A 23,695-nucleotide genomic window follows, 5' to 3' on the forward strand; every position below is an offset into this window, starting at 1 on the left:
GAGCGCCCCCGCCTCGAAGGAGGTCCAGTTCAGTGACCAGCCAGGTCAGTAGCCCGGCCGAGCAGGCCGACGGGGCCGGCGGGTCCATCGGGGAGCAGCGCAGCGCGACTGCGCCCCATGGAGCCGGCAAGGAGATCCGCCGTGTCGACCGGGTGATCATCCGTTTCGCGGGTGACTCGGGTGACGGTATGCAGCTGACGGGTGACCGTTTCACCTCGGAGACGGCGTCCTTCGGCAACGACCTCTCGACGCTGCCGAACTTCCCCGCCGAGATCCGGGCCCCCGCCGGGACCCTGCCGGGCGTGTCCTCGTTCCAGCTGCACTTCGCGGACCACGACATCCTCACGCCCGGTGACGCGCCGAACGTGCTGGTCGCGATGAACCCGGCGGCGCTGAAGGCGAACATCGCGGACGTGCCGCGCGGCGCGGAGATCATCGTCAACACGGACGAGTTCACCAAGCGCCCCATGGCCAAGGTCGGCTACGAGACCTCCCCCCTGGAGGACGGCTCCCTCTCCGCGTACAACATCCACCCGGTGCCGCTGACCACCCTGACGGTGGAGGCCCTGAAGGACTTCGGGCTCTCCCGCAAGGAGGCCGAGCGCAGCAAGAACATGTTCGCGCTGGGCCTGCTGAGCTGGATGTACCACCGGCCCACGGAGGGCACCGAGAACTTCCTGCGGCAGAAGTTCGCGAAGAAGCCCGACATCGCCGAGGCGAACATCGTCGCCTTCCGCGCGGGCTGGAACTTCGGCGAGACGACCGAGGACTTCGCCGTCTCCTACGAGGTGGCCCCGGCCACCAAGGCCTTCCCCACGGGCACCTACCGCAACATCTCGGGGAACCTGGCCCTCTCCTACGGCCTGATCGCGGCGGCCCAGCAGGCCGACCTGCCCCTCTACCTGGGCTCGTACCCGATCACCCCGGCCTCCGACATCCTGCACGAGCTGAGCAAGCACAAGAACTTCGGCGTGCGGACCTTCCAGGCCGAGGACGAGATCGCCGGCATCGGCGCCGCCCTCGGCGCGGCCTTCGGCGGCGCGCTCGGCGTGACGACGACCTCCGGGCCCGGCGTGGCGCTGAAGTCCGAGACCATCGGGCTGGCGGTGTCCCTGGAGCTGCCGCTGCTGATCGTGGACATCCAGCGCGGCGGGCCCTCCACCGGGCTGCCGACCAAGACCGAGCAGGCGGACCTCCTCCAGGCCATGTACGGCCGCAACGGCGAGGCCCCCGTCCCGGTCGTCGCCCCGCGCACCCCGGCGGACTGCTTCGACGCCGCGCTCGACGCGGCGCGGATCGCCCTCACCTACCGGACCCCGGTCTTCCTGCTCTCCGACGGCTACCTCGCCAACGGCTCCGAGCCGTGGCGGATCCCCGACGTGGCGGACCTGCCCGACCTGAAGGTCCAGTTCGCGACCGGGGCCAACCACACCCTGGCGGACGGGACCGAGGTGTTCTGGCCGTACAAGCGGGACCCGGAGACCCTGGCCCGTCCGTGGGCGGTGCCGGGCACGCCGGGCCTGGAGCACCGGATCGGCGGCATCGAGAAGCAGGACGGCACGGGCAACATCAGCTACGACCCGGCCAACCACGACTTCATGGTCCGCACCCGGCAGGCCAAGATCGACGGCATCCGGGTCCCCGACCTGGAGGTCGACGACCCGGACGGCGCCCGCACCCTCGTCCTGGGCTGGGGCTCCACCTACGGCCCCGTCACCGCCGCCGTCCGCCGGCTGCGCCAGGACGGAGGGGCGATCGCACAGGCCCACCTGCGCCACCTCAACCCCTTCCCGAGGAATCTCGGAGAGGTCCTGAAGCGTTACGACAAGGTAGTGGTGCCGGAGATGAACCTCGGGCAGCTGGCCACCCTGATCCGGGCGAAGTACTTGGTCGACGCCCAGTCGTACAACCAGGTCAACGGAATGCCCTTCAAGGCGGAACAGCTCGCGAAGGTTCTCGAGGAGGCCATCAATGACTGAGGTGACCGACGCCCCCACCGACTCCCCCATCGATGTCCCCACCCTGCTCTCCCTGGTCCCCAAGGCCGAGGCGAAGCAGTCGATGAAGGACTTCAAGTCGGACCAGGAGGTCCGCTGGTGTCCGGGCTGCGGGGACTACGCGGTCCTGGCCGCCGTCCAGGGCTTCATGCCCGAGCTCGGCCTCGCCAAGGAGAACATCGTCTTCGTCTCCGGCATCGGCTGCTCCTCCCGCTTCCCGTACTACATGAACACCTACGGGATGCACTCCATCCACGGCCGCGCCCCCGCCATCGCCACCGGCCTCGCCACCTCCCGCCGCGACCTCTCCGTCTGGGTCGTCACCGGCGACGGCGACGCCCTCTCCATCGGCGGCAACCACCTCATCCACGCCCTCCGCCGCAACGTCAACCTCAAGATCCTCCTCTTCAACAACCGCATCTACGGCCTCACCAAAGGCCAGTACTCCCCCACCTCAGAACTCGGCAAAATCACCAAATCCACCCCCATGGGCTCCCTCGACGCCCCCTTCAACCCCGTCTCCCTCGCCCTCGGAGCCGAAGCCTCCTTCGTCGCCCGCACCGTCGACTCCGACCGCAAACACCTCACCGAGGTCCTGCGCCAGGCAGCCGACCACCCCGGCACCGCCCTCGTCGAGATCTACCAGAACTGCAACATCTTCAACGACGGCGCCTTCGACACCCTCAAAGACCAGGAACAGGCCAAAGAAGCCGTCATCCGCCTCGAACACGGACAGCCCATCCGCTTCGGCACCGACGGCAACAAGGGCGTCATCCGCAACGAACGCACCGGCGACCTCGAAGTCGTCGAGGTCACGCCCGCCAACGAAACACGGATCCTCGTCCACGACGCCCACGCCCCGTCCCCCACCAACGCGTTCGCCCTCTCCCGCCTCGCCGACCCCGACACCCTCCACCGCACACCCATCGGCGTCTTCCGCAGCATCGAACGGCCCGTCTACGACACCCTCATGGCCGACCAGCTCGAAACCGCCGTCGACCAGCGCGGAAAGGGCGACCTGGCGACCCTGCTGGCCGGCTCCGACACCTGGACCGTGATCGGCTGAACAGGTCGGCGGACGACCGCCGAGCCCGAGCCCGGACCCCGCTACGGGGTCCGGGCTTCGTCGTACGCCGCCCGGGCCCGCTGCACCTCGCCGGTGCGGCGTTCCGTCCAGCGGGCCAGGGCCCACACCTGTTCGGCGGCCTCCCGGCCCAGGTCGGTGAGGGTGTAGTCCACGTGCGGCGGGATCACCGGGTGCGCGTGGCGGTGCACGAAGCCGTCGCGCTCCAGTGTCTGGAGGGTCTGGGCGAGCATCTTCTCGCTGACCCCGCCCACCTCCCGGCGCAGCTCGCTGAACCGGTACGAGCGCTCCACCAGGGCGGCGAGGACCAGTACGCCCCAGCGGCTGGTGACGTGCTCCAGGATCCCGCGCGAGGGGCACGTCGGGGCCTTCACGTTGGCGGGCTTCACGTCCGGGGGCGACTGCACACTTACGTCCATACCAGTACCTTACTTTGAAGTGGGTACTTACGAATAGTTAGCGCTCTCCATACGCTGGTGTCATCACCCCGCAGGATCCCGCAGGACCCCGCGAACCCCACGCACCAGGAGCGCATCATGAGCATCGTCGTCACCGGAGCCACCGGATCCCTCGGCCGTCTCGTCGTCGAGGAGCTGCTGGCCCGGGTCCCCGCCACCGAGCTGGCCGTGGTCGTCCGCAGCGCGGAGAAGGCCGCCGACCTGGCCGCGCGCGGCATCGACGTACGCGTCGCCGACTACGGCGACCCGGCCGCCCTGGCCGGCGCCTTCCGGGCCGGCGACCGGGTCCTGCTGATCTCCGGCAGCGAGGTCGGGCGGCGGATCCCGCAGCACACGGCCGTGATCGAGGCCGCGGCGGCGGCCGGGGTCGCCCAGCTGGCGTACACCGGCATCCTCGGCGGGCCAGAGGCGGACTTCGAGCTGGCCGCCGAGCACAAGGCGACCGAGCGGGCGATCCTCGACTCCGGGCTCCCGCACACCTTCCTGCGCAACGGCTGGTACCACGAGAACTACACCGCCCAGCTCCCCGTGGTCCTGGAGCACGGCGCGGTCGTCGGCAGCGCGGGCGAGGGCCGGATCGCCTCGGCGGCGCGGGCCGACTACGCGGCGGCCGCCGCCGCGGTGCTGACCGGCGAGGGCCACCTGGGCAAGGTCTACGAGCTGTCCGGGGACACCGCCTGGAGCCTGGCCGAGTACGCCGACGAGGTGGCGCGGCAGTCCGGCCGCGAGGTCTCGTACGCCGCCGTCGGGGCCGACGCGCACCTGACGGTGCTGACCGGCGCCGGGGTGCCCGAGCCCTTCGCGGCGATCCTCGTCGACGTGGACGCGGCGATCTCGCGCGGCCGGCTGGCGGGGACCAGCGGCGACCTGTCGCGCCTGATCGGGCGCCCGACGACTCCGGTGTCGGCGGCCATCGCCACCGCCCTGGCCTGATTCCGACCCTCCGGCCCCCGCGGTGTCATGAGTATCTCTCCAGAACGGGCATGACAGGACCGCCGTCCGGCGATACCGTCGTGAGGTTGTGAGATTGGCCGGAAGTCGCACTGGAGGGCCCGTGAAGGCGGAGAACGAACAGCGCACGGGTTTGCTCTACGGATTCGGCGCGTACGGAATGTGGGGGCTCGTCCCCCTGTTCTGGCCACTGCTCAAGCCCTCCGGGGCGATCGAGATACTCGCCCACCGCATGGTCTGGTCGCTGGCCGTGGTCGGCGTCGCGCTGCTCGCGCTGCGCCGCTGGGGCTGGATCGCCGAGATCGCCCGGCAGCCGCGCAAGCTCGGGCTGACGGCCCTGGCCGCGGCCGTGATCAGCGTGAACTGGGGCCTCTACATCTGGGCGGTCAACAACGGCCAGGTCGTCGAGGCCAGCCTCGGGTACTTCATCAACCCGCTGGTCACCATCGCCATCGGCGTCCTGGTCCTGGGCGAGCGGCTGCGCCGGTCGCAATGGGCGGCGGTGGGGATCGGCTTCGCCGCCGTGGTGGTGCTGTCCGTCGGTTACGGGCGGCTGCCGTGGATCTCGCTCACGCTGGCCTTCTCCTTCGCGACCTACGGGCTGATCAAGAAGAAGCTCGGCATGGGCGGCCTGGAGTCGCTGGCCGCCGAGACGGCCCTGCAGTTCCTGCCCGCCCTGGGCTACCTGGTGTGGCTGGGGGTCCAGGGGCGGTCCACCTTCGCCACAGAGGGGCTCGGACACTCGGCGCTGCTGGCCGCGACCGGGCTGGTCACCGCGCTCCCGCTGATCTGCTTCGGGGCGGCCGCGATCCGGGTGCCGCTGTCCACGCTGGGCCTGCTCCAGTACCTGGCGCCGGTGTTCCAGTTCGCGCTCGGGGTCGTCTACTTCCACGAGGCGATGCCGCCCGAGCGGTGGGCCGGCTTCTCGCTGGTCTGGGCCGCGCTGCTGCTGCTGACCTGGGACGCGCTGCGGACCGCCCGGCGCTCGCGGGCTCTGCTGGCCAAGGCGTCCGCCACGGCGGCGGCCGAGCCGGTGCCCGGCGGCGATCCGGCGCCGAGCCGCGAGCCCGCGTAACCGCGCACCGATACACCACACGATCCCCGGTACGGAACATCCGTACCGGGGATCGTCCGTTTTCCGAACTACCCTGACCGGATTGTGGTCTTGACGGATAGTCATACTCTCGCTGAACATCAGGCTCGCACTGACGCACCAACGCTCACCTGCACGATTCCCGCACGTTCCGTCTCATCCCCAACGGATCATCCCAACGGAATCCCGGAGCCCCCACATGAGCCTGTCCGTCTCCCGGCGTCTTGCCGCCGCGACCGCGATCGCGGTCGCGGGGCTGCTGGCCGCCACCTCTCCCGCCGCGCTCGCGGCCCCCACGGCCGTCACCGCGGCGCCGACGCCGCCGGACATCCCGCTGGCCAACGTCAAGGCGCACCTGACGCAGCTCCAGACCATCGCCACCACCAACGGCGGCAACCGCGCCCACGGCCGGGCCGGCTACAAGGCCTCGATCGACTACGTGAAGGCCAAGCTGGACGCGGCCGGCTTCACGACCAGCCTGCAGACCTTCACCTCCAGCGGTGCGACGGGCTACAACCTGATCGCCGACTGGCCGGGCGGCGACCCGAACTCGGTCCTGATGTCCGGCTCCCACCTGGACTCGGTGACCTCGGGCCCCGGCATCAACGACAACGGCTCCGGCTCGGCGGCCGTCCTGGAGGCCGCACTCGCGGTGTCCCGCGCGAACCTCCAGCCGACGAAGCACCTGCGCTTCGGCTGGTGGGGTGCGGAGGAGCTGGGCCTGGTCGGCTCGAAGTACTACGTGAACAGCCTGCCGGCGGCGGAGAAGGCGAAGATCTCCGGCTACCTGAACTTCGACATGATCGGCTCGCCGAACCCGGGCTACTTCGTCTACGACGACGACCCGACGATCGAGCAGACCTTCAAGAACTACTACGCGGGCCTCGGCATCCCCACCGAGATCGAGACCGAGGGCGACGGGCGCTCCGACCACGCGCCGTTCAAGAACGCCGGGATCCCGGTCGGCGGCCTGTTCTCCGGCGCCGACTACACCAAGACGGCGGCCCAGGCCCAGAAGTGGGGCGGCACCTCCGGCCAGGCCTTCGACCGCTGCTACCACTCCTCCTGCGACACCACGGCGAACATCAACGACACCGCCCTGGACCGCAACGCCGACGCCATCGCCTACGCGATCTGGAACCTCGGGGCGGCCACCCCGGTCCCGCCGGGCCCGTCCTTCGAGAACACGGCGGACGTGAACATCCCGGACTCCCCCGCCGCCGCGGTGACCTCGCCGATCACGGTCTCGGGCGTCGCGGGCAACGCGCCGGCCACCACCAAGGTCGACGTGAACATCGTCCACACCTACCGCGGTGACCTGGTCATCGACCTGATCGCCCCGGACGGCACGGCGTACCGGCTGAAGAACTCCAGCTCGGACTCGGCCGACAACCTGGTCACCAGCTACACGGTGAACGCCTCCAGCGAAGTCGCCAACGGCGTCTGGAAGCTCCAGGTCAAGGACGTGGCCGCGCAGGACGTCGGCTACATCAACAGCTGGAAGATCACTTTCTGACCGCGAACCGGCGGATCCGACCAGAATGGTCTAGACCTCTAGGGCTCCGGCGTGATCTGATCGGATCATGCCGGAGCTGATCGCCGCCCTGTTCACCCTGCTCGCGCAGGCCGCCGCCGCCGTCAACCCCGCACTCCTGGTGCGCAGACGGCGGCGGCTGCGGCGTCTCGCGGACCACGCCCGGGGCCTCGCCGTACGCGTCCCCTGCGACCTGTGCGACCGCGGACTCACCGCCGGCCGGTGGTGCGAGGGGCACCTGGAGCTGCCGCCGGGCGGCGCGGGCGGCCCCGTCCGCTGGTACGCCGAGGGCGCCCCGGCCGCCCTTCCGGCCGGCTTCCCGCCCCTGGAGCCGGTCTCCGCCGACGAGCTCAGCGTCGCGTTCCGCTCCGAGGACGGCGCCACCGAGCTGCGGCTGCACCCCGACGAGGCCCCGATGGTGCTACGCGTCCTCCGCGCCGGGCCGTAGCGAGGCGGGCAGGGGCTCCTGGATGCGGACGCGCAGCTGCTGGGCGACCTCGGAGACGTCGGCGCGGCCCAGCTTCGCGGCCTCCACGAGGTCGCCGAGCTCCTCGGGCGAGGGCAGCCGCTTCGCACCGGCCACCCGCAGGTAGGAGCGGGTCGCGGCGGCGGCGTAGAACTCGTTCATCGGGGATTCCAGCGCGGGGCAGACGGCGAGCGTGTGCAGGAAGGCCGCGGCCCGCCAGGCGGTGTCGGGGGCGGGCTGCTCGGGGACCATGACCAGGTCGTTCTGGTGCCGGGCGACGGCGGCGGCCACCCCGGAGGGGTCCCACACGGCGGGGTCCGACGGCAGATGGTGGGCCAGCGCGGTCCAGGCCCACTCCATTGTGATCTTCAATTGCCGAACCGCTCCTGGAAGTAGCCCCAGTGGTCGGCGAACTCCTCGATGCCGGTGAGGAACGTCTTGCGGTCCTCGTCGAGTTCGCGTTCGGTGACCTCGGTGATGAGCGCGGTGACCGTCGTGCCCAATGCCGCCGCGCGCGCCTTGAGGCGTTCGTGGAACTCTTCGTCCAGGCGGATGGTGACGTGTCTCGACATGTCCATCACCGTACAGCGGGACCGCTGTACGCAGGAGGGGAACGGCAGAAGGGTGGTCCGGGACACAGGTCCCGGGCCACCCCCCGTGCCGCGGCCGCTACTTGGCGGAGTCGGCCGTCTTCACCAGCTGGTCCTTGGTGACCGCGCCGACGTAGACCTTGCCGTCGTCGGTGATCAGGGCGTTGACCAGGCGGGTGGAGAAGACCCGGCCCTCGCCGAACTTCCCGGTGACCTTGTCGCCGAGGGAGTCCAGGAACTGCTTGGCCTCCTTGGGCGCGTTCTTGTCGTTCTCCAGGTCCTTGAGGGACTTGCCGGCCTGGCCGGCGCCGCTGTCGATGCGCGCGACCGTGGACCAGCCCTCGCCGAGGACCTTCACGTCGCCCTTGCCGTTCGCCCCGCCGGCCAGGTCGCCGAGGCCGGGGAAGGACTCCAGCGCCTTGAGCGGCTTGTCGTCCTTGCCGCCCTTGCCGTGCTCGGTGCCCTCGGTCACCTTGGCGCCCTTCGGCGGGGTGAAGGCGAAGGCGTCGGCGGCGGGCTTGGCGAAGGTCACCTGGGTGAAGCCGGCGTCGACGATCGGCTTGCCGCCCTGGCTGGACAGCAGCTGGACGCGGAGCGGCACGCCGTTCTTGGCGTCGACCGCGATCTGCACGGAGCCGACGGTGGAGCCGCTCTGCTTGGGCTTGAGGACCAGCTGGTAGGCGTCGCGGCCGGCGACCTGCGCGGTGTCGCCCACGCTGATGTCGGTGGTGGTGCCGGCGGCCTTGAGGACCTCCTGGGCCATCTCCTGCGGGGAGGCCGCGAGGCGCTCGGCGGTCTTCTTGTGGTCCTGGCCGGCGTTGCCGGCGTCCTTCTCGTGGAAGACCTCGTTGGACTTGGAGTCGTAGCCCCAGACGTCCTGGCCGTTGTGGACGAGGGTGTACTCGTCCTTGCCGTCGAGGAAGGTCAGCTTCTGGCGGTCGGGGCCGTCGGCCGCGACGCGGAAGGTGTGCGTCCCGTTCGCCAGCTGCGCGATCTTGTCCTGCGGGTCGGCCGAGCCTCCCGCGACCCCGCCGCCGCCCAGCAGGCCGGAGGCGATCTTCGGCAGGCCGAGGTCGGTGGTGATCTTGGCGGTGCCGGAGAGCTGCTCCACGTCGGAGGCCGCGACCTTCTCGATCAGCTGCTGCGCCGTCACCTTGGGCAGGTCCGGGCCTCCGGCGTTGGCGAAGGCCGGGACCATCGCGACGGTTGCCGCCGCGACACCCGCCACGGCTACCGGTACGGCGTACCGGGCGGCCTTGCGCGAGGTCTTCGTGTTCGCTGCCATCTGAATGCCCTGCCCTCTGTGTCTTCGGCGGCGGCCCCCGTGGCGCCGCGCTCACCCGATCCGGTGGGGTTCGATGACTCCATCTGACCAAATCGGGGGGTCCGGGGCGTCAGTCCCCGGAATCAACTCCGCGTACGACCGTGGGATGACACGGGAAGGGCCCCTCCACCCCGACCCGTAGGGGTCGCGGAAGCGGAGGGGCCCATTCCTCAGGTGCCCGTTTCACGGGTGCCCGTACCGGAAGCGGTGCCGCGGCGGTCAGCCCGCGCGGTGGACCACCGCGTCGCACAGCTCTTCCAGCGCCGACTTCGCGAAGCACTCCGGCAGCGGGGCGAGCGTGGCGCGCGCGTCCTCCGCGTACTGGACGGTGTCGCGGCGGGCCTGCTCCAGCGCGGGGTGCACCCGCAGCCGGGCGAGGACCTCGGCGTGCCGGGCGTCGTCGGTGAGGTCGCCGTCCAGCAGGGCGACGAGCTCCAGGTCCTCGGGGCGCCGGTCCCGCTCGGCCATCTCGCGCAGCCGCAGCACGGGCAGGGTCGGGATGCCCTCGCGCAGGTCGGTGCCCGGGGTCTTGCCGGACTCGTGCGAGTCGGAGGCGATGTCGAGGACGTCGTCCGCGAGCTGGAAGGCGGTGCCGAGGCGCTCGCCGTACTGGGTCAGGATGTCGACGACGGACTCGTCGGCGCCGGACATCAGCGCGCCGAAGCGGCCGGAGACGGCGATCAGCGAGCCGGTCTTGCCGGCGATGACGTCCAGGTAGTGGGCGACCGGGTCGCGGCCGTCGCGCGGACCGGCCGTCTCCAGGATCTGGCCCGTCACGAGCCGCTCGAAGGCCTCGGCCTGGATGCGCACGGCCTCCGGCCCGAGGTCCGCGAGGATGTGCGACGCACGGGCGAACAGGAAGTCACCCGTCAGGACCGCCACGGAGTTGCCCCAGCGGGCGTTCGCGCTCTCCACCCCGCGGCGCACGTCCGCCTCGTCCATGACGTCGTCGTGGTACAGCGTCGCCAGGTGCGTGAGCTCCACGACCACCGCGGACGGCACGATGCCGGGCGCGTAGGGGTCGCCGAAGCGGGAGGCCAGCATCACCAGCAGCGGCCGGAACCGCTTGCCTCCGGCGCGCACCAGATGCTGCGCGGCCTCGGTGATGAAGGGGACTTCGCTCTTGGTGGCCTCCAGCAGACCCGCCTCGACGGCGGCCAGTCCGGCCTGGACATCGGTCTCAAGAGCCTGGTCCCGCACGCTCAGTCCGAACGGCCCGACGACGGTCACGAGGGGTACTCCTGTCTGCTGACGATCACGCTGACGATCACCTGGATTGTCGATGTGTCGCTGCCATCACTCAAGCCAGCGTATCCGGTCTGTTTTCGATCACCGAGAGCGGCTGTCCGGTTGCCGCGCACGCATAGTCCGATCCACCCCGGTATGTTCGGTGAGAGCCGAAACAACCGGAGAATGCGTTTTGTCCAGAACTGCCACCGATATAGACGAGCCCGCGGAGCCCGGGGCGGACCGGCCGCCGTCCTCCGACGACCACTCCTTCCTCGGGCACCCCAGGGGCCTGGCCACGCTCTCCGGGCTGGAGGTCTGGGAGCGGTTCTCCTTCCTGGGCATGCAGGCCATCCTCGTCCTCTACTTCGCGGACACCGTCGCGCACGGCGGCCTCGGCATGGACCCGGCCACCGCCGCGTCCGTCTCCGCGGCCTACGGGACCATGGTCTACCTCGTCTCCGTGGCCGGCGGCTGGCTCGCCGACCGGATCCTCGGCTCCTACCGCGCCGTCCTGGCCGGCGGCATCCTGATCGCCTGCGGCCACTACGCCATGGCCGTGCCCACCGCCGCCATGACCTGGACCGGCCTCGGCCTGATCAGCGCCGGCACCGGCCTGCTCAAGCCCAACGTGGCCAGCATGGTCGGCAAGCTGTACCGCACCGACGACGAACGGCGCGACGCCGGATTCGCCCTCTACTACACGGGCATCAACATCGGCGCCTTCGCCGGACCGCTGGTCACCGGCTGGCTCGGCGAACACCAGGGCTGGCACTGGGGCTTCTCCGCCGCCGCCGTCGGCATGACCGCGGGCCTGGTCCAGTACGTCCTCGGCCGCCGCCACCTCGCCGGACGCAGGCACTCCGCCGAGTACGCGCTGGCCCCCGACGCGATGCGCGCCGCCGTCCGGCGGATCGTCACCGGATGCCTCGCCCTCGCCGCACTCGCCACCCTCCTGGCGGGTACCGGCTGGTTGACGATGGGCCGTTTCGTCGACCTGCTGACCCTCGTCTCGGTGATCGCCCCCGTCGTCTACTTCGCGCTCATGTTCCGCAGCCCACGGGTGACGCCCGAGGAGCGCGGACGCCTGCGCCCGTACGCGGTGCTCTTCCTCGCCTCCGTCGCCTTCAACTTCGTCCTCTTCCAGGCCTACTCCACGATGATGCTGCTGGCCTCGACGAACGCCCGGACCGAGATCCTCGGATTCCACTTCCCCGCCGGCTGGTACGCCTCGGCGCTCGGCGCCTTCGAGGTCGCGCTCGCCCCCGTGGTGGCGGCCCTGTGGGTGCGGATGGGCCGCCGCCAGCCGCACGCCTCCAACAAGATCGCCATCGGCGTCGTCCTCGGCGGACTCTCCTTCCTCCTGATGGTCTGGCCCACCTCCGGCCACGACGGCGACACCTACCGGATGGCCGCCTGGTGGATCGTCGGCTCCTACCTGCTCCTCGGGCTCGGGGACGTCCTCCTGGAGACCTCCGGGATGTCCGCCACCACCAAGCTCGCCCCCAGCGCGTACGCCAGCCAGACGATGGCCCTGTGGTTCCTGTCCCTGGCCCTCGCCAACGGCATCCAGGCCCAGGTGGTCAAGGCGTACGGCCACGTCTCCAACCCCGTGTACTTCGGCGTCAACGGCGCCGTCGCGGTCGCCGCCGGCCTGGCCGTGATCGCCGCCGCGCCCTGGCTGCGCCGCACGATGCATCCCGTCCACTGAGGGGCCGGTGAAGGAACCCGATGATCATCCGTACCGACTTCCCGTACGCCACCACCCACGAGGATGTCCGGATCCCGATGCCGGACGGCGTCGAGCTGTACGCCCGGATCTGGCGCCCGGTGACGGACGGGCCCGTGCCCGCCCTGCTGGAGTACCTCCCCTACCGGCTCACCGACTGGACCGCGCCCCGCGACCGCCAGCGCCACCCCTGGTACGCCGGACACGGCTACGCCTCCGTACGCGTGGACGTACGCGGCCACGGGTGCAGCGGGGGCCGGCCCGGCGACGAGTACGACGCACGGGAACTGGCCGACGGGGTCGCGGTGGTGGAATGGCTGGCGGCCCAGCCCTGGTGCACGGGGGCGGTGGGCATGTTCGGGATCTCCTGGGGCGGCTTCAACAGCCTCCAGATCGCCGCCCTGGCGCCCGAGGCGCTGAAGGCCGTCGTCACCGTCTGCTCCACGGACGACCGCTACGACAACGACGTCCACTACATGGGCGGATCGGTACTGGCCGTGGACATGCACGCCTGGGCCGCCACCATGCTGGCCTTCGCCTCCCGCCCCCCGGACCCGCGCTACGCGGGCGACGGCTGGCGCCAGATGTGGCTGGACCGGCTGGAGGGCGTGGAGCCGCTGATCCACACCTGGCTCTCGCACCAGACCCGCGACGCCTACTGGCGGCACGGCAGCGTCTGCGAGGACTACGCGGCCATCGGCGCGGCCGTCCTCGCCGTCGGCGGCTGGCACGACCCCTACCGGGACACGGTGCTGCGGCTGGTCTCCCGCCTGCCCGCCTCCCGGGTACGCGGCCTGATCGGCCCCTGGTCGCACCAGTACCCCGACCGGGGGCTGCCGCCGGGACCGGCGATCGGCTTCCTCCAGGAAACCCTGCGCTGGTGGGACCACTGGCTCAAGGGCGCCGACAACGGGGTGATGGACGAACCCCTGCTGCGCGCCTGGATCAGCGGCTCGCACCCGCCCGCGACCACGTACGAGCGGCTCCCGGGGCGCTGGGCCGGCGAGAAGGCCTGGCCCTCCCCCTCCGTCGTCCCCGTCTCGTACGGGCTCCAGGGCGCGCCCGTGAGCGTCGCCTCGCCGCAGCACACCGGGCTGGACGCCGGGCGCTTCTTCCCCTTCGGCAACGACGCCGACCTGCCGCCGGACCAGCGGGAGGAGGACGCGAAGTCGGCCTGCTTCGAGTTCCCGGTGCCCGACGGCGAGCCCGTGGAGATCCTCGGCCGGCCCTCGGTCACCCTGCGGCTGCGGATGGACGTCCCGTACGGGCAGGTCGTGGCCCGGCTCTGCGACGTCGCCCCCGAAGGGGCGTCCACGCTGGTCACCCGGGGCGCGCTGAACCTGTCGGCGCGGCAGGGGCGGGACCGGGCGGTGCCGTGGCGGGCGGGCGCGTACGAGGACGTCACCTTCGAGCTGAACGGCATCGGCCACGCCTTCCCGCCGGGGCACCGGATCCGGCTCGCGGTGTCCTCCGCGTACTGGCCGTGGATCTGGCCCCGGGCCGGCTCGGAGGCCGGCTGGACCCTCGACCCCGCGGACAGCACCCTGGAGCTCCCCGTCCGCGGCGCGGACTCCCCCCTCGACGCGGGGATCGCCTTCGAACCGCCGGAGCAGGCCGAGCCGCTGGGGGTGGTGCACCCGGAGACGCTGGACGCGCCGCGTCCGGAGCGGGTGGTCGTACGGGACGTCGCGCGCGGGCTGTGGCGGCTGGAGGTGGACCCCCGGTACGGGGGGACGCGGGTGTACCCGGACGGGCTGGAGTACGAGGAGGACGCGGCGGAGGTCTACGAGATCCAGCAGTCGGACCCCCTCTCCGCCCGCACCCTCTCCGAATGGCGGATCCGGCTGCACCGGCCGGAGGACGGCTGGGACGCGCGGGTGGAGACCCGGTCGGAGATCTCGTGCGACGAGGGCGGCTTCCTCACGTCGAACGAGGTCGTCTGCCGCGAGGGCGAAGAGATCGTCTTCCACCGCACCTGGCAGCGCCGCCTGCCCCGCGCGGCGGGCTGAGCCCTTCTTGACGCGGTCCGGGTTCCGTGGCCTGTGCCGGGTGCGGGCCGCGTGCCGGGTGCGGGCCGCGTGCCGGGTGCGGGCCGCGTGCCGGGTGCGGGCCGCGTGCCGGGTGCGGGCCGCGTGCCGCTGCGCGGGCTGCACCCCGCCCCGCCCTTCGCCCGTTCCCCGGGCTGCGCCCGGACCCCTTGCGGGGGCTCCGCCCCCGCACCCCCGCGCCTCAAACGCCGGCGGGGCTACTTATAGCCCCGTCGGCGTTTGAGGCGACGGGGTCAGGGGCGGAGCCCCTGGGAACGGCGGAAGGGCGGGTAGGGGACCCCGCCCGGGGCCCGGCGGCCGGAGGCCGTCGCAGCGGCGCGAAGCCCGGGAGGCCCCCCAGGGGCCGAGCCGCGCGGGCGGCGCGTTCAAAAGGCGAACAGCCGCTCCAGGACCACCGCGATGCCGTCCGCCTCGTTCGAGAGGGTGACCTCGTCCGCGACGGCGACCAGCTCGCGGTGGGCGTCGGCCATGGCCACTCCGTGGGCGGCCCACTCGAACATCGGGATGTCGTTCGGCATGTCGCCGAAGGCGATCGTCGACTCCGCCGCCAGCTCCAGGACCGACGCCGCCCGCGCGAGCCCCGTCGCCTTGTCGACGCCCGGCGGCTGGAGTTCCACCGTGTGCTCCCCCGCCATCGTGACGTTCACCAGGTCCCCGACCACCGACCGCGCCACCCGCGTCAGTTCGTCGTCGTCCAGCCGCGGGTGCTGGAGCAGCACCTTGTTGATCGGCGACGACCACAGCTCGCCGCGCCCCCGGACCCGGACCATCGGCAGGTGCGGGTGCGGCATCCGGTAGCCCGGACCCACCAGCATCTCCGCGTCCAGCCCCTCCTGGTTCACGGCCACGTACACCTCGCCGATCTCCGCCTCGATCTTCCCGAGCGCCACCTCGGCCAGGCCCCGGTCCATCGCGACGGAGTGCAGCAGGATCCCGCGCGCCGCGTCGTACACCTGCGCGCCCTGCCCGCACACCGCGAGCCCCGAGTAACCAAGGTCGTCCAGGACGTGGCGGATCTGTGGGACGGGGCGCCCGGTGACGACGATGTGCCGGGCGCCGGCCGCGTGCGCCGTCGCGAGCGCCGCGCACGAGCGGGCGGAGACGGTGTCACCGGCGCGCAGCAGAGTCCCGTCCAGGTCGGTGGCGATCAAGGCATAGGGGAGGGCGGAAGTCACGGCGCCAAGGATACGGACCCCCTCGGACAAGTCCTATGAATATGGCCCTAATCCGGCCTCCCACAGACCCCACCAGCCACGTAACGTGTCAGCCAGCCCCCGGGACACCCCCGGACCCCCTCGAAAGCGAGGCAGCACCCCATGCCCCAGCAGAGCCCCCTCGATGTTCCCGAGGGCGACCCGTTCGGGCCGCACAACCTCCCCTACGGCGTCTTCTCCACCCCGGCGGAGCCGGAGCGCCGCCGGGTCGGCGTGCGCATCGGCGGGCACGTGCTCGACGCGGGGGCCGTGGCCGTCGCGCTCGGGTCCCCGTACGCCGGGCTGCTCGCCCAGGGTTCGCTGAACCCGCTGCTGGCCGCCGGCCGCACCGCCTGGCGCGACGTGCGCCGCGCGCTGACCGCCTGGGTCACCGACCCCGGTCACCGCGAGACCGTCGAGCCGCACCTGCTGCCGCTCGACGCGGTGGAGCTGCACCTGCCGTACGAGGTCGCCGACTACGTCGACTTCTACGCGAGCGAGCACCACGCCACCAACGTCGGGCGGATCTTCCGCCCGGACGGGGACGCGCTCACCCCCAACTGGAAGCACCTGCCGATCGGTTACCACGGCCGGTCCGGAACGATCGTGGTCTCCGGCACCGACGTGGTGCGGCCCTCCGGCCAGCGCAAGGCGCCCACCGACCCCGCGCCGGTCTTCGGGCCGTCCGTGAAGCTCGACATCGAGGCCGAGGTCGGCTTCGTCGTCGGCACCCCCTCGCAGATGGGCCGTCCGGTCGCGCTCGGCGACTTCGAGGACCACGTCTTCGGGCTGTTCCTCCTCAACGACTGGTCCGCGCGCGACATCCAGGCCTGGGAGTACGTGCCGCTCGGCCCCTTCCTCGGCAAGTCCTTCGCGACCTCCGTCTCCGCCTGGGTGACCCCCCTGGAGGCCCTGGACGCCGCCCGCGTCGCCCCGCCCGCCCGGGACTTCCCGCTGCTGCCCTACCTGGACGACTCCGAGGTCGACCGCCCCGGCGGCTTCGACCTGCACATCACGGTGTCCATCAACGGGCAGGAGGTGGCCCGGCCGCCGTTCGCGTCGATGTACTGGACGGCCGCCCAGCAGCTGGCCCACATGACCGTCAACGGCGCCTCGCTGCGCACCGGCGACGTGTACGGCTCCGGCACGGTCAGCGGCCCCGAGGTCGACGAGCGCGGCTCCCTGCTGGAGCTCACCTGGAACGGCCGTGACGCCGTCGAGCTCGCCGACGGCAAGCGCACCTTCCTGGAGGACGGCGACACCGTCACCCTCACCGCGTGGGCGCCCGGCGCGGACGGCACCCGCGTCGGCCTCGGCGAGGTCACCGGCCGCATCACGGCCGCCTGACGGACGGACAGGGGGGCCGCGGACGCGCCGGCCCCCTACTCCGCCCGCTCCGCCCGGGTGGCGGGGGTCCGGGGCCGAGGCGACCCTGCTCGCATGGCCCCTCGTACCGCGAAGCTCGCCCCCCTCGCCCTCGCCGCCACCGCCTCCCTCACCCTCGGCGCGGCCCCCGCCACCCCGACGGCCACGCCCACCGCCCAGCTGGCCGCGACGTTCATGGCGACCGCCAAGTACCGCGACCACCGGCTGGCCGTCGCCGCCGGCTACGTCCCCGACCAGTACTGCGTGGTCAACCCGGGTGAGGGCGGAGGAGCCCTCGGCTACCCGCACTTCAACCATGCCTACGACGGCTCCACCGACCCCAAGAAGCCCACGGCCCTGCTCTACGAGGGCGACGGCGCCGGGCACTGGAAGCTGGCCGGCCTCGAATGGATGGTCGTGGACCGCGACGGCCGCACCGACACCGACGACGACCGCCCCTCCCTGTTCGGGCAGCCCTTCCGCGGGCCGCTGCCCGCCCGGTACGCGGGCCAGAAGGTGCACTACTCGCTGCACCTGTGGCTGTGGAAGCGGAACCCCTCCGGGCGGTTCGAGCCGTTCAACCCGAAGGTCGTCTGCCGCCCCGGCACCACCCGGCCGCGCCCCGCCGCACCCGCCACCGCGCCCGCCGCTCCCGGTGCCGCCGCGCCCGCCGCTCCCCCGGCCGCCGCGCCTTCCTGACCCCCCGTTTGGCATCCCGCCGCGTGCACGCCCGCGGCCCCGCCGCGAAGGTGGACGAACGACAGCCCCTCCGGGACAGGCCCCGAACCACCAGGAGCTCCCATGTCCGTGCACCGCAGCCCGAAGGCCCTGCTCGCCTGTGCCCTCGCCGGCGCGTCCCTGGTCCTGGTCGCCCTGCCCCCGGCGGCGCAGGCGGTCGACGGCCCCGCGCCCGACCCCCGCAACGCGAAGGCGATGCGCGACATGGCCACGGCGATGGCGGTGACCGCCAAGTACGTGGACGAGCGGGAGGCCCTCAAGGACGGGTACGTCCCGCACGGCGAGGAGTGCATGAACAACCCGTTCGGGGTCGGCACCATGGGCTACCACTACGTCAAGGAGTCCAACTGGGGTTCGACGGACCCGGCCAGGCCGACCGCGCTCCTCTACAGCACCGCCAAGGACAGCAAGGGCCGCCGCAAGCTCCAGACGGTGGAGTGGATGTCCGCCGACCGGGACCAGGACCTGAAGACCACCGACGACCGGCCCACCATGTTCGGGCTGCCGTTCGACGGCCCGATGCCCGGCCACTGGGCGGGCATGCCCAAGCACTACGACCTCCACATGTGGGCGTACGCGGACAACCCGGCCGGCCGCTTCCACAACTGGAACCCCGCGTTCACCTGTCCCCCGAAGAAGACCCCGGCCACCGGCACCGCCGCCACCCCGGCGCACGCGCACGGCCACTAGCGGCCCCGCACACACGGCGAAGGGCCCGGCCCCCCGAGGGGGCCGGGCCCTTCCGTACGCGAAGGCGGGTACCGGATCAGCGCACGAACGTGCTCGCCTGTCCCGCCAGGTCCAGGAAGTACTGCGGGGCCAGACCCAGGACCAGGGTGACCGCGACGCCCACCGCGATGGTGGTCATCGTCAGCGGCGAGGGCACGGCCACCGTCGGCCCGTCGGCCTTCGGCTCGCTGAAGAACATCAGCACGATCACCCGGATGTAGAAGAACGCGGCGATCGCCGACGAGATGACACCGACGACGACCAGCGCCCCGGCCCCGCCCTCCGCCGCCGCCTTGAACACCGCGAACTTGCCGGCGAAGCCGGAGGTCAGCGGGATACCGGCGAAGGCCAGCAGGAACACCGCGAAGACGGCCGCCGTCAGCGGCGAACGCCGCCCCAGGCCGGCCCACTTCGACAGGTGCGTCGCCTCGCCGCCCGCGTCGCGCACCAGCGTGACCACCGCGAAGGCGCCGATCGTCACGAAGGAGTACGCGCCCAGGTAGAACAGGACGGACTTGACTCCCTCCTCCGAGGTGGCGATCACGCCGGCCAGGATGAACCCGGCGTGCGCGATGGAGGAGTACGCCAGCAGCCGCTTCACGTCCGTCTGGGTCACCGCGATGACCGCGCCCGCGAGCATCGTGACGATCGCGACGCCCCACATCACCGGCCGCCAGTCCCACCGCAGGCCGGGCAGCACCACGTACAGCAGCCGCAGCAGCGCGCCGAACGCGGCCACCTTGGTCGCCGCCGCCATGAACCCCGTGACGGGGGTCGGGGCGCCCTGGTAGACGTCCGGGGTCCACATGTGGAACGGGACCGCGCCGACCTTGAACAGCAGGCCCATCAGGATCAGCGCGCCGCCGATGAGCAGCAGCGCGTCGTTGCCCATGGTGGAGGCGAGCGCCGGGTCGATGCGCGCGACGGTGCCGTCGACGACGTCGGCGATCACCGCGTAGGAGACCGAGCCGGCGTAGCCGTAGAGCAGCGCGATGCCGAAGAGGAGGAAGGCCGAGGAGAAGGCGCCGAGGAGGAAGTACTTGACCGCGGCCTCCTGCGACATCAGCCGCTGGCGGCGGGCGAGGGCGCAGAGCAGGTAGAGCGGGAGGGAGAAGACCTCCAGCGCGATGAACAGGGTCAGCAGGTCGTCGGCGGCCGGGAAGATCAGCATGCCGGAGACCGCGAACATCGCCAGCGGGAACACCTCGGTGGTGGTGAAGCCGGCCTTGACGGCGGCCTTCTCGCTTTCGCTGCCCGGTACGGACGCGGCCTGGGCGGCGAAGGAGTCCACCCGCTTGCCGTGCGCCTTGGGGTCGAGGCGGCGCTCGGCGAAGGTGAACACCGCGACGACGGAGGCCAGCAGGATGGTGCCCTGGAGGAAGAGCGCCGGGCCGTCGACGGCGATGGCGCCCATGGCCGCGACGTGCGCCTTGGTGCTGCCGTAGCCGCCGGCGGCGAGGCCGACGACCGCCGCGAAGGCGGCGGCCAGTGCGGCGACGGCGAGGAACACCTGCACGTAGTAGCGGGACTTACGGGGGACGAAGGCCTCGACGAGGACTCCGAGGACGGCCGCGCCCACCACGATCAGCGTGGGCGCGAGCTGGGCGTATTCGATGTGCGGGGCCGGGATCCGGTCGGCCGGTCCTTCGGCCGCCAGGGTCAGCAGGCTCTGGGCAGCGATCACTTGGCCGCCTCCACGTTCTGGACGGTGACCTCGGGCTTCGGGTCCGTCTGCTTCACGTCCGACATGGTGTGCTCCACCGCCGGGTTGACGATGTCGGTGAGCACCCTCGGGTAGACGCCCAGTCCGATCAGCAGCGCGATCAGCGGGGCGACCACCAGCAGTTCCCGTGCGCGCAGGTCCGGCATGGTGCGGACCTCCTCCTTCACGGGGCCGGTCATGGTGCGCTGGTAGAGGACCAGCGTGTACAGGGCGGCGAGGACGATCCCGACGGTGGCGATGATCCCGACGACCGGGTAGCGGGCGAAGGTGCCGACGAGGACGAGGAACTCGCTGACGAAGGGGGCGAGGCCGGGCAGGGACAGGGTGGCGAGGCCGCCGATCAGGAAGGTGCCGGCGAGGACCGGGGCGACCTTCTGGACGCCGCCGTAGTCGGCGATGAGGCGGGAGCCGCGCCGGGAGATCAGGAATCCGGCGACGAGCATCAGGGCCGCCGTGGAGATCCCGTGGTTGACCATGTAGAGGGTGGCTCCGGACTGGCCCTGGGAGGTCATCGCGAAGACGCCCAGGATGATGAAGCCGAAGTGGGAGATCGAGGCGTAGGCGATCAGCCGCTTGATGTCGCGCTGGCCGACGGCGAGCAGTGCGCCGTAGACGATGCTGATCAGCGCCAGTACGAGGATCACCGGGGTGGCCCACTTGCTGGCCTCGGGGAAGAGTCCGAGGCAGAAGCGGAGCATCGCGAAGGTGCCGACCTTGTCGACGATCGCGGTGATGAGCACGGCGACGGGGGCTGTGGACTCCCCCATGGCGTTGGGCAGCCAGGTGTGCAGCGGCCACAGCGGGGCCTTCACGGCGAAGGCGAAGAAGAAGCCGAGGAAGAGCAGCCGCTCGGTGTTGGTGGCCATGTCGAGGGTGCCCGCGGCGCGGGCCTCGGCGATCTCCTGGAGGGAGAAGTTCCCGGCGACGACGTACAGCCCGATGACGGCGGCGAGCATGATCAGGCCGCCGACGAGGTTGTAGAGGAGGAACTTGACCGCCGCGTACGAGCGCTGCACGGCGGCGTTCTCGTCGGTGCCGGCGTGGGCGCGGTCTCCGAAGCCGCCGATGAGGAAGTACATCGGGATGAGCATGGCTTCGAAGAAGATGTAGAAGAGGAAGACGTCGGTGGCCTCGAAGGAGATCACCACCATCGCCTCGACCAGCAGGATCAGGGCGAAGAAGCCCTGGGTCGGGCGCCAGCGGGAGGACTGGGTCTCCAGCGGGTCGGCGTCGTGCCAGCCGGCCACGATCACGAAGGGGATCAGCAGCGCGGTGAGGGCGATGAGCGCCACGCCGATGCCGTCGACGCCCAGTTCGTAGCGGACGCCGAAGTCGGCGATCCAGGCGTGGGACTCGGTGAGCTGGTAGCGGTCCCCGCCGGGTTCGAAGCGGACGGCGACCAGTACGGCCAGGGCCAGTGTCGCGAGCGAGAACAGCAGCGCGAGCCATTTGGCGACGGTCCGGCGGGCGGCCGGGACGGCCGCCGTGAGGATCGCGCCGGCCGCGGGGACCGCGGCCGTCAGTGTCAGTAGCGGGAAACTCATCTCACACCGCCCTCATCAGCAGGGTCGCGGCGATGAGGATCGCCGTGCCCCCGAACATCGACACCGCGTAGCTGCGGGCGTAGCCGTTCTGCAGCTTGCGCAGTCGGCCGGAGAGCCCGCCGACCGAGGCGGCCGTGCCGTTGACCACTCCGTCGACCACGCTGTGGTCGAGGTAGACGAGGGAGCGGGTCAGGTGCTCGCCGCCGCGGACGAGGACCACGTGGTTGATGTCGTCCTGGAACAGGTCGCGGCGGGCGGCCCGGGTGAGGAAGGAGCCGCGCGGGGCGACGACCGGGACGGGCCGGCGGCCGTACATCGACCAGGCGATGGCGACGCCGGCGATGAGGACGACCATGGTGGAGGCGGTGACGGCCATGGCGCTGACCGGCGGGTGGCCGTGTTCGTAGCCGGTGACGGGCTCCAGCCAGTTCAGGAAGCGTTCGCCGATCTCGAAGAAGCCGCCGGCCAAGACCGACCCGAACGCCAGGATGATCATCGGGATGGTCATGGACTTCGGGGACTCGTGCGGGTGCGGCTCGTGGCCCTCTGCGTCGGGCTGCCAGCGCTTCTCGCCGAAGAAGGTGAGGAGCATGACGCGGGTCATGTAGAAGGCGGTGATGCCGGCGCCGAGCAGGGCGACCCCGCCGAGGATCCAGCCCTGGGTGCCGCCCTTGGCGAAGGCCGCCTCGATGATCATGTCCTTGGAGAAGAAGCCGGACAGGCCGGGGAAGCCGATGATCGCGAGGTAGCCGAGGCCGAAGGTGACGAAGGTGACCGGCATGTACGTGCGCAGGGCGCCGTACTTGCGCATGTCGACCTCGTCGTTCATGCCGTGCATGACCGAGCCCGCGCCGAGGAAGAGGCCGGCCTTGAAGAAGCCGTGCGTGACCAGGTGCATGATCGCGAAGACGTAGCCGATAGGGCCGAGGCCGGCGGCCAGGATCATGTAGCCGATCTGCGACATCGTCGATCCGGCGAGGGCCTTCTTGATGTCGTCCTTCGCGCAACCGACGATCGCACCGAAGAGGAGCGTGACCGCGCCGACGACGGTGGTGACGAGCTGGGCGTCGGGCGCCCCGTTGAAGATGGCCCCGGAGCGGACGATCAGGTAGACGCCGGCGGTGACCATGGTGGCCGCGTGGATCAGGGCCGAGACCGGGGTCGGGCCCTCCATCGCGTCACCGAGCCAGGACTGCAGCGGCACCTGCGCCGACTTGCCGCAGGCGGCGAGCAGCAGCATCAGGCCGATCGCCGTCAGCGTGCCCTCGCCCGTCTCGCCGACGGACGCCAGCACCGGGCCGAAGGCGAAGGTCCCGAAGGTGGTGAACATCAGCATGATCGCGATCGACAGGCCGATGTCGCCGACCCGGTTGACCAGGAAGGCCTTCTTCGCGGCGGTGGCCGCGCTGGGCTTGTGCTGCCAGAAGCCGATCAGGAGGTAGGAGGCGAGGCCGACGCCCTCCCAGCCGAAGTACAGCAGCAGGTAGTTGTCGGCGAGGACGAGCAGCAGCATCGCCGCGACGAACAGGTTGAGGTAGCCGAAGAAGCGGCGGCGGCGCTCGTCGTGCTCCATGTACCCGATCGAGTACACGTGGATGAGCGTGCCCACCCCGGAGATCAGCAGGACGAAGGTCATCGACAGCTGGTCCAGCTGGAAGGCGATGTCCGCCTGGAAGCCCTCCACCGGCACCCAGCTGAACAGCCGCTGGTGCAGGGCCCGGTCCTCGGCCCCGCGCCCCAGCATGCCGGCGAAGAGGACGACGCCGATGCCGAAGGAGACGGCCGCGAGCAGGGTGCCGATCCAGTGGCCGGCCTTGTCGAGGCGCCGGCCGCCGCACAGCAGCACCGCCGCTCCGAGCAGGGGCGCCGCCACCAGCAGCGCAATCAGATTCTCCACTGTGA

At 71.5% G+C, this 23,695-nt stretch carries 20 protein-coding genes; 11 read left to right on the forward strand and 9 right to left on the reverse strand.

Annotated elements, in window-relative coordinates:
• Positions 1 to 32: 32 nt before the first annotated feature.
• Positions 33 to 1,979 (forward strand): 2-oxoacid:acceptor oxidoreductase subunit alpha, encoded by a 1,947-nt coding sequence (locus OG553_RS13600; protein ID WP_405979225.1) that lies wholly within the window; start codon positions 33 to 35, stop codon positions 1,977 to 1,979.
• Positions 1,972 to 3,063: a 2-oxoacid:ferredoxin oxidoreductase subunit beta gene (locus OG553_RS13605; RefSeq protein ID WP_405979226.1), complete on the forward strand. Its 1,092-nt coding sequence runs from the start codon at positions 1,972 to 1,974 to the stop codon at positions 3,061 to 3,063. The genes OG553_RS13600 and OG553_RS13605 overlap by 8 nt, the downstream gene beginning before the upstream one ends.
• A 41-nt stretch (positions 3,064 to 3,104) precedes the next feature.
• Here OG553_RS13605 and OG553_RS13610 read toward each other — a convergent pair whose 3' ends face one another.
• Entirely contained in the window at positions 3,105 to 3,500 is a 396-nt protein-coding gene (locus tag OG553_RS13610) for a winged helix-turn-helix transcriptional regulator (protein WP_405979227.1), read from the reverse strand.
• A 117-nt stretch (positions 3,501 to 3,617) separates the two neighbouring features.
• Here OG553_RS13610 and OG553_RS13615 point away from each other — a divergent pair, with 117 nt between their 5' ends.
• From OG553_RS13615 to OG553_RS13630, 4 genes are all read left to right on the forward strand, one after another.
• On the forward strand, positions 3,618 to 4,472 hold the full coding sequence (locus OG553_RS13615) for an NAD(P)H-binding protein (protein WP_405979228.1): 855 nt from the start codon (positions 3,618 to 3,620) through the stop codon (positions 4,470 to 4,472).
• A gap of 121 nt (positions 4,473 to 4,593) precedes the next feature.
• Positions 4,594 to 5,565, forward strand: coding sequence for an EamA family transporter RarD (gene rarD / locus OG553_RS13620; RefSeq protein ID WP_405979229.1), 972 nt, complete (start codon positions 4,594 to 4,596; stop codon positions 5,563 to 5,565).
• Between the two features lie 217 nt (positions 5,566 to 5,782).
• Positions 5,783 to 7,099 (forward strand): M28 family metallopeptidase, encoded by a 1,317-nt coding sequence (locus OG553_RS13625; RefSeq protein WP_405979230.1) that lies wholly within the window; start codon positions 5,783 to 5,785, stop codon positions 7,097 to 7,099.
• 67 nt (positions 7,100 to 7,166) lie between these two features.
• Entirely contained in the window at positions 7,167 to 7,565 is a 399-nt protein-coding gene (locus OG553_RS13630; protein ID WP_405979231.1) for a hypothetical protein, read from the forward strand.
• On the opposite strand, the gene OG553_RS13635 is transcribed toward OG553_RS13630, so the two are convergent.
• The 4 genes from OG553_RS13635 to OG553_RS13650 all read right to left on the reverse strand — a co-directional run bounded on the left by OG553_RS13635 (position 7,539) and on the right by OG553_RS13650 (position 10,727).
• Positions 7,539 to 7,955, reverse strand: coding sequence for a hypothetical protein (locus OG553_RS13635; protein ID WP_405979232.1), 417 nt, complete (start codon positions 7,953 to 7,955; stop codon positions 7,539 to 7,541). The two genes, OG553_RS13630 and OG553_RS13635, sit on opposite strands and share 27 nt — an antisense overlap.
• Positions 7,952 to 8,155, reverse strand: a complete 204-nt coding sequence (locus OG553_RS13640; protein WP_361608417.1) for a hypothetical protein — start codon at positions 8,153 to 8,155, stop codon at positions 7,952 to 7,954. Before OG553_RS13640 ends, OG553_RS13635 begins: the two co-directional genes overlap by 4 nt.
• A gap of 97 nt (positions 8,156 to 8,252) precedes the next feature.
• The gene (locus OG553_RS13645; RefSeq protein WP_405979233.1) at positions 8,253 to 9,458 is read right to left on the reverse strand and encodes a LolA family protein; all 1,206 of its coding nucleotides are present in this window, start codon (positions 9,456 to 9,458) and stop codon (positions 8,253 to 8,255) included.
• Between the two features lie 258 nt (positions 9,459 to 9,716).
• Positions 9,717 to 10,727: a polyprenyl synthetase family protein gene (locus OG553_RS13650; protein ID WP_401247197.1), complete on the reverse strand. Its 1,011-nt coding sequence runs from the start codon at positions 10,725 to 10,727 to the stop codon at positions 9,717 to 9,719.
• A 190-nt stretch (positions 10,728 to 10,917) separates the two neighbouring features.
• Between OG553_RS13650 and OG553_RS13655 the strand changes: the two genes are divergently transcribed.
• On the forward strand, positions 10,918 to 12,435 hold the full coding sequence (locus tag OG553_RS13655) for a peptide MFS transporter (protein WP_405979234.1): 1,518 nt from the start codon (positions 10,918 to 10,920) through the stop codon (positions 12,433 to 12,435).
• A 20-nt stretch (positions 12,436 to 12,455) separates the two neighbouring features.
• On the forward strand, positions 12,456 to 14,462 hold the full coding sequence (locus tag OG553_RS13660; protein ID WP_405979235.1) for a CocE/NonD family hydrolase: 2,007 nt from the start codon (positions 12,456 to 12,458) through the stop codon (positions 14,460 to 14,462).
• Between the two features lie 404 nt (positions 14,463 to 14,866).
• On the opposite strand, the gene OG553_RS13665 is transcribed toward OG553_RS13660, so the two are convergent.
• A complete protein-coding gene (locus OG553_RS13665) occupies positions 14,867 to 15,676 on the reverse strand; it encodes an HAD family hydrolase (RefSeq protein ID WP_405979236.1) in 810 nt (269 codons plus the stop codon).
• Positions 15,677 to 15,817: 141 nt separating this feature from the next.
• Here OG553_RS13665 and fahA point away from each other — a divergent pair, with 141 nt between their 5' ends.
• The 3 genes from fahA (at position 15,818) to OG553_RS13680 (ending at position 18,487) form a co-directional block, all read left to right on the forward strand.
• Complete coding sequence (gene fahA / locus OG553_RS13670) at positions 15,818 to 17,041, forward strand: fumarylacetoacetase (RefSeq protein ID WP_405979237.1); 1,224 nt, start codon at positions 15,818 to 15,820, stop codon at positions 17,039 to 17,041.
• Positions 17,042 to 17,134: 93 nt separating this feature from the next.
• Complete coding sequence (locus OG553_RS13675; RefSeq protein WP_405979238.1) at positions 17,135 to 17,758, forward strand: hypothetical protein; 624 nt, start codon at positions 17,135 to 17,137, stop codon at positions 17,756 to 17,758.
• Between the two features lie 102 nt (positions 17,759 to 17,860).
• Complete coding sequence (locus tag OG553_RS13680; RefSeq protein WP_405979239.1) at positions 17,861 to 18,487, forward strand: hypothetical protein; 627 nt, start codon at positions 17,861 to 17,863, stop codon at positions 18,485 to 18,487.
• A 76-nt stretch (positions 18,488 to 18,563) separates the two neighbouring features.
• Here the strand turns inward: OG553_RS13680 and nuoN are convergent, their stop codons facing one another.
• The 3 genes from nuoN to nuoL are packed head-to-tail and all read right to left on the reverse strand — an operon-like array spanning position 18,564 to position 23,690.
• Positions 18,564 to 20,210, reverse strand: a complete 1,647-nt coding sequence (gene nuoN / locus OG553_RS13685) for an NADH-quinone oxidoreductase subunit NuoN (protein ID WP_405979240.1) — start codon at positions 20,208 to 20,210, stop codon at positions 18,564 to 18,566.
• Positions 20,207 to 21,793: an NADH-quinone oxidoreductase subunit M gene (locus OG553_RS13690; protein WP_405979241.1), complete on the reverse strand. Its 1,587-nt coding sequence runs from the start codon at positions 21,791 to 21,793 to the stop codon at positions 20,207 to 20,209. The genes nuoN and OG553_RS13690 overlap by 4 nt, the downstream gene beginning before the upstream one ends.
• Before the next feature lies 1 nt (position 21,794).
• Positions 21,795 to 23,690, reverse strand: coding sequence for an NADH-quinone oxidoreductase subunit L (gene nuoL / locus OG553_RS13695; protein ID WP_405979242.1), 1,896 nt, complete (start codon positions 23,688 to 23,690; stop codon positions 21,795 to 21,797).
• Positions 23,691 to 23,695: the final 5 nt, after the last annotated feature.

The organism is Streptomyces sp. NBC_00158 (assembly GCF_045160885.1).
GTDB lineage: Bacteria > Actinomycetota > Actinomycetes > Streptomycetales > Streptomycetaceae > Streptomyces.

What these genes read in the sequence shown, in the direction of transcription:
- OG553_RS13605 (WP_405979226.1), top strand. Translation starts at nt 1,972, where the DNA reads ATGACTGAGGTGACCGACGCCCCCACCGACTCCCCCATCGATGTCCCC.
- OG553_RS13610 (WP_405979227.1), bottom strand. Translation starts at nt 3,500, where the DNA reads ATGGACGTAAGTGTGCAGTCGCCCCCGGACGTGAAGCCCGCCAACGTG.
- OG553_RS13615 (WP_405979228.1), top strand. Translation starts at nt 3,618, where the DNA reads ATGAGCATCGTCGTCACCGGAGCCACCGGATCCCTCGGCCGTCTCGTC.
- OG553_RS13625 (WP_405979230.1), top strand. Translation starts at nt 5,783, where the DNA reads ATGAGCCTGTCCGTCTCCCGGCGTCTTGCCGCCGCGACCGCGATCGCG.
- OG553_RS13630 (WP_405979231.1), top strand. Translation starts at nt 7,167, where the DNA reads ATGCCGGAGCTGATCGCCGCCCTGTTCACCCTGCTCGCGCAGGCCGCC.
- OG553_RS13640 (WP_361608417.1), bottom strand. Translation starts at nt 8,155, where the DNA reads ATGTCGAGACACGTCACCATCCGCCTGGACGAAGAGTTCCACGAACGC.
- OG553_RS13645 (WP_405979233.1), bottom strand. Translation starts at nt 9,458, where the DNA reads ATGGCAGCGAACACGAAGACCTCGCGCAAGGCCGCCCGGTACGCCGTA.
- OG553_RS13660 (WP_405979235.1), top strand. Translation starts at nt 12,456, where the DNA reads ATGATCATCCGTACCGACTTCCCGTACGCCACCACCCACGAGGATGTC.
- fahA (WP_405979237.1), top strand. Translation starts at nt 15,818, where the DNA reads ATGCCCCAGCAGAGCCCCCTCGATGTTCCCGAGGGCGACCCGTTCGGG.
- OG553_RS13675 (WP_405979238.1), top strand. Translation starts at nt 17,135, where the DNA reads ATGGCCCCTCGTACCGCGAAGCTCGCCCCCCTCGCCCTCGCCGCCACC.
- OG553_RS13680 (WP_405979239.1), top strand. Translation starts at nt 17,861, where the DNA reads ATGTCCGTGCACCGCAGCCCGAAGGCCCTGCTCGCCTGTGCCCTCGCC.
- OG553_RS13690 (WP_405979241.1), bottom strand. Translation starts at nt 21,793, where the DNA reads ATGAGTTTCCCGCTACTGACACTGACGGCCGCGGTCCCCGCGGCCGGC.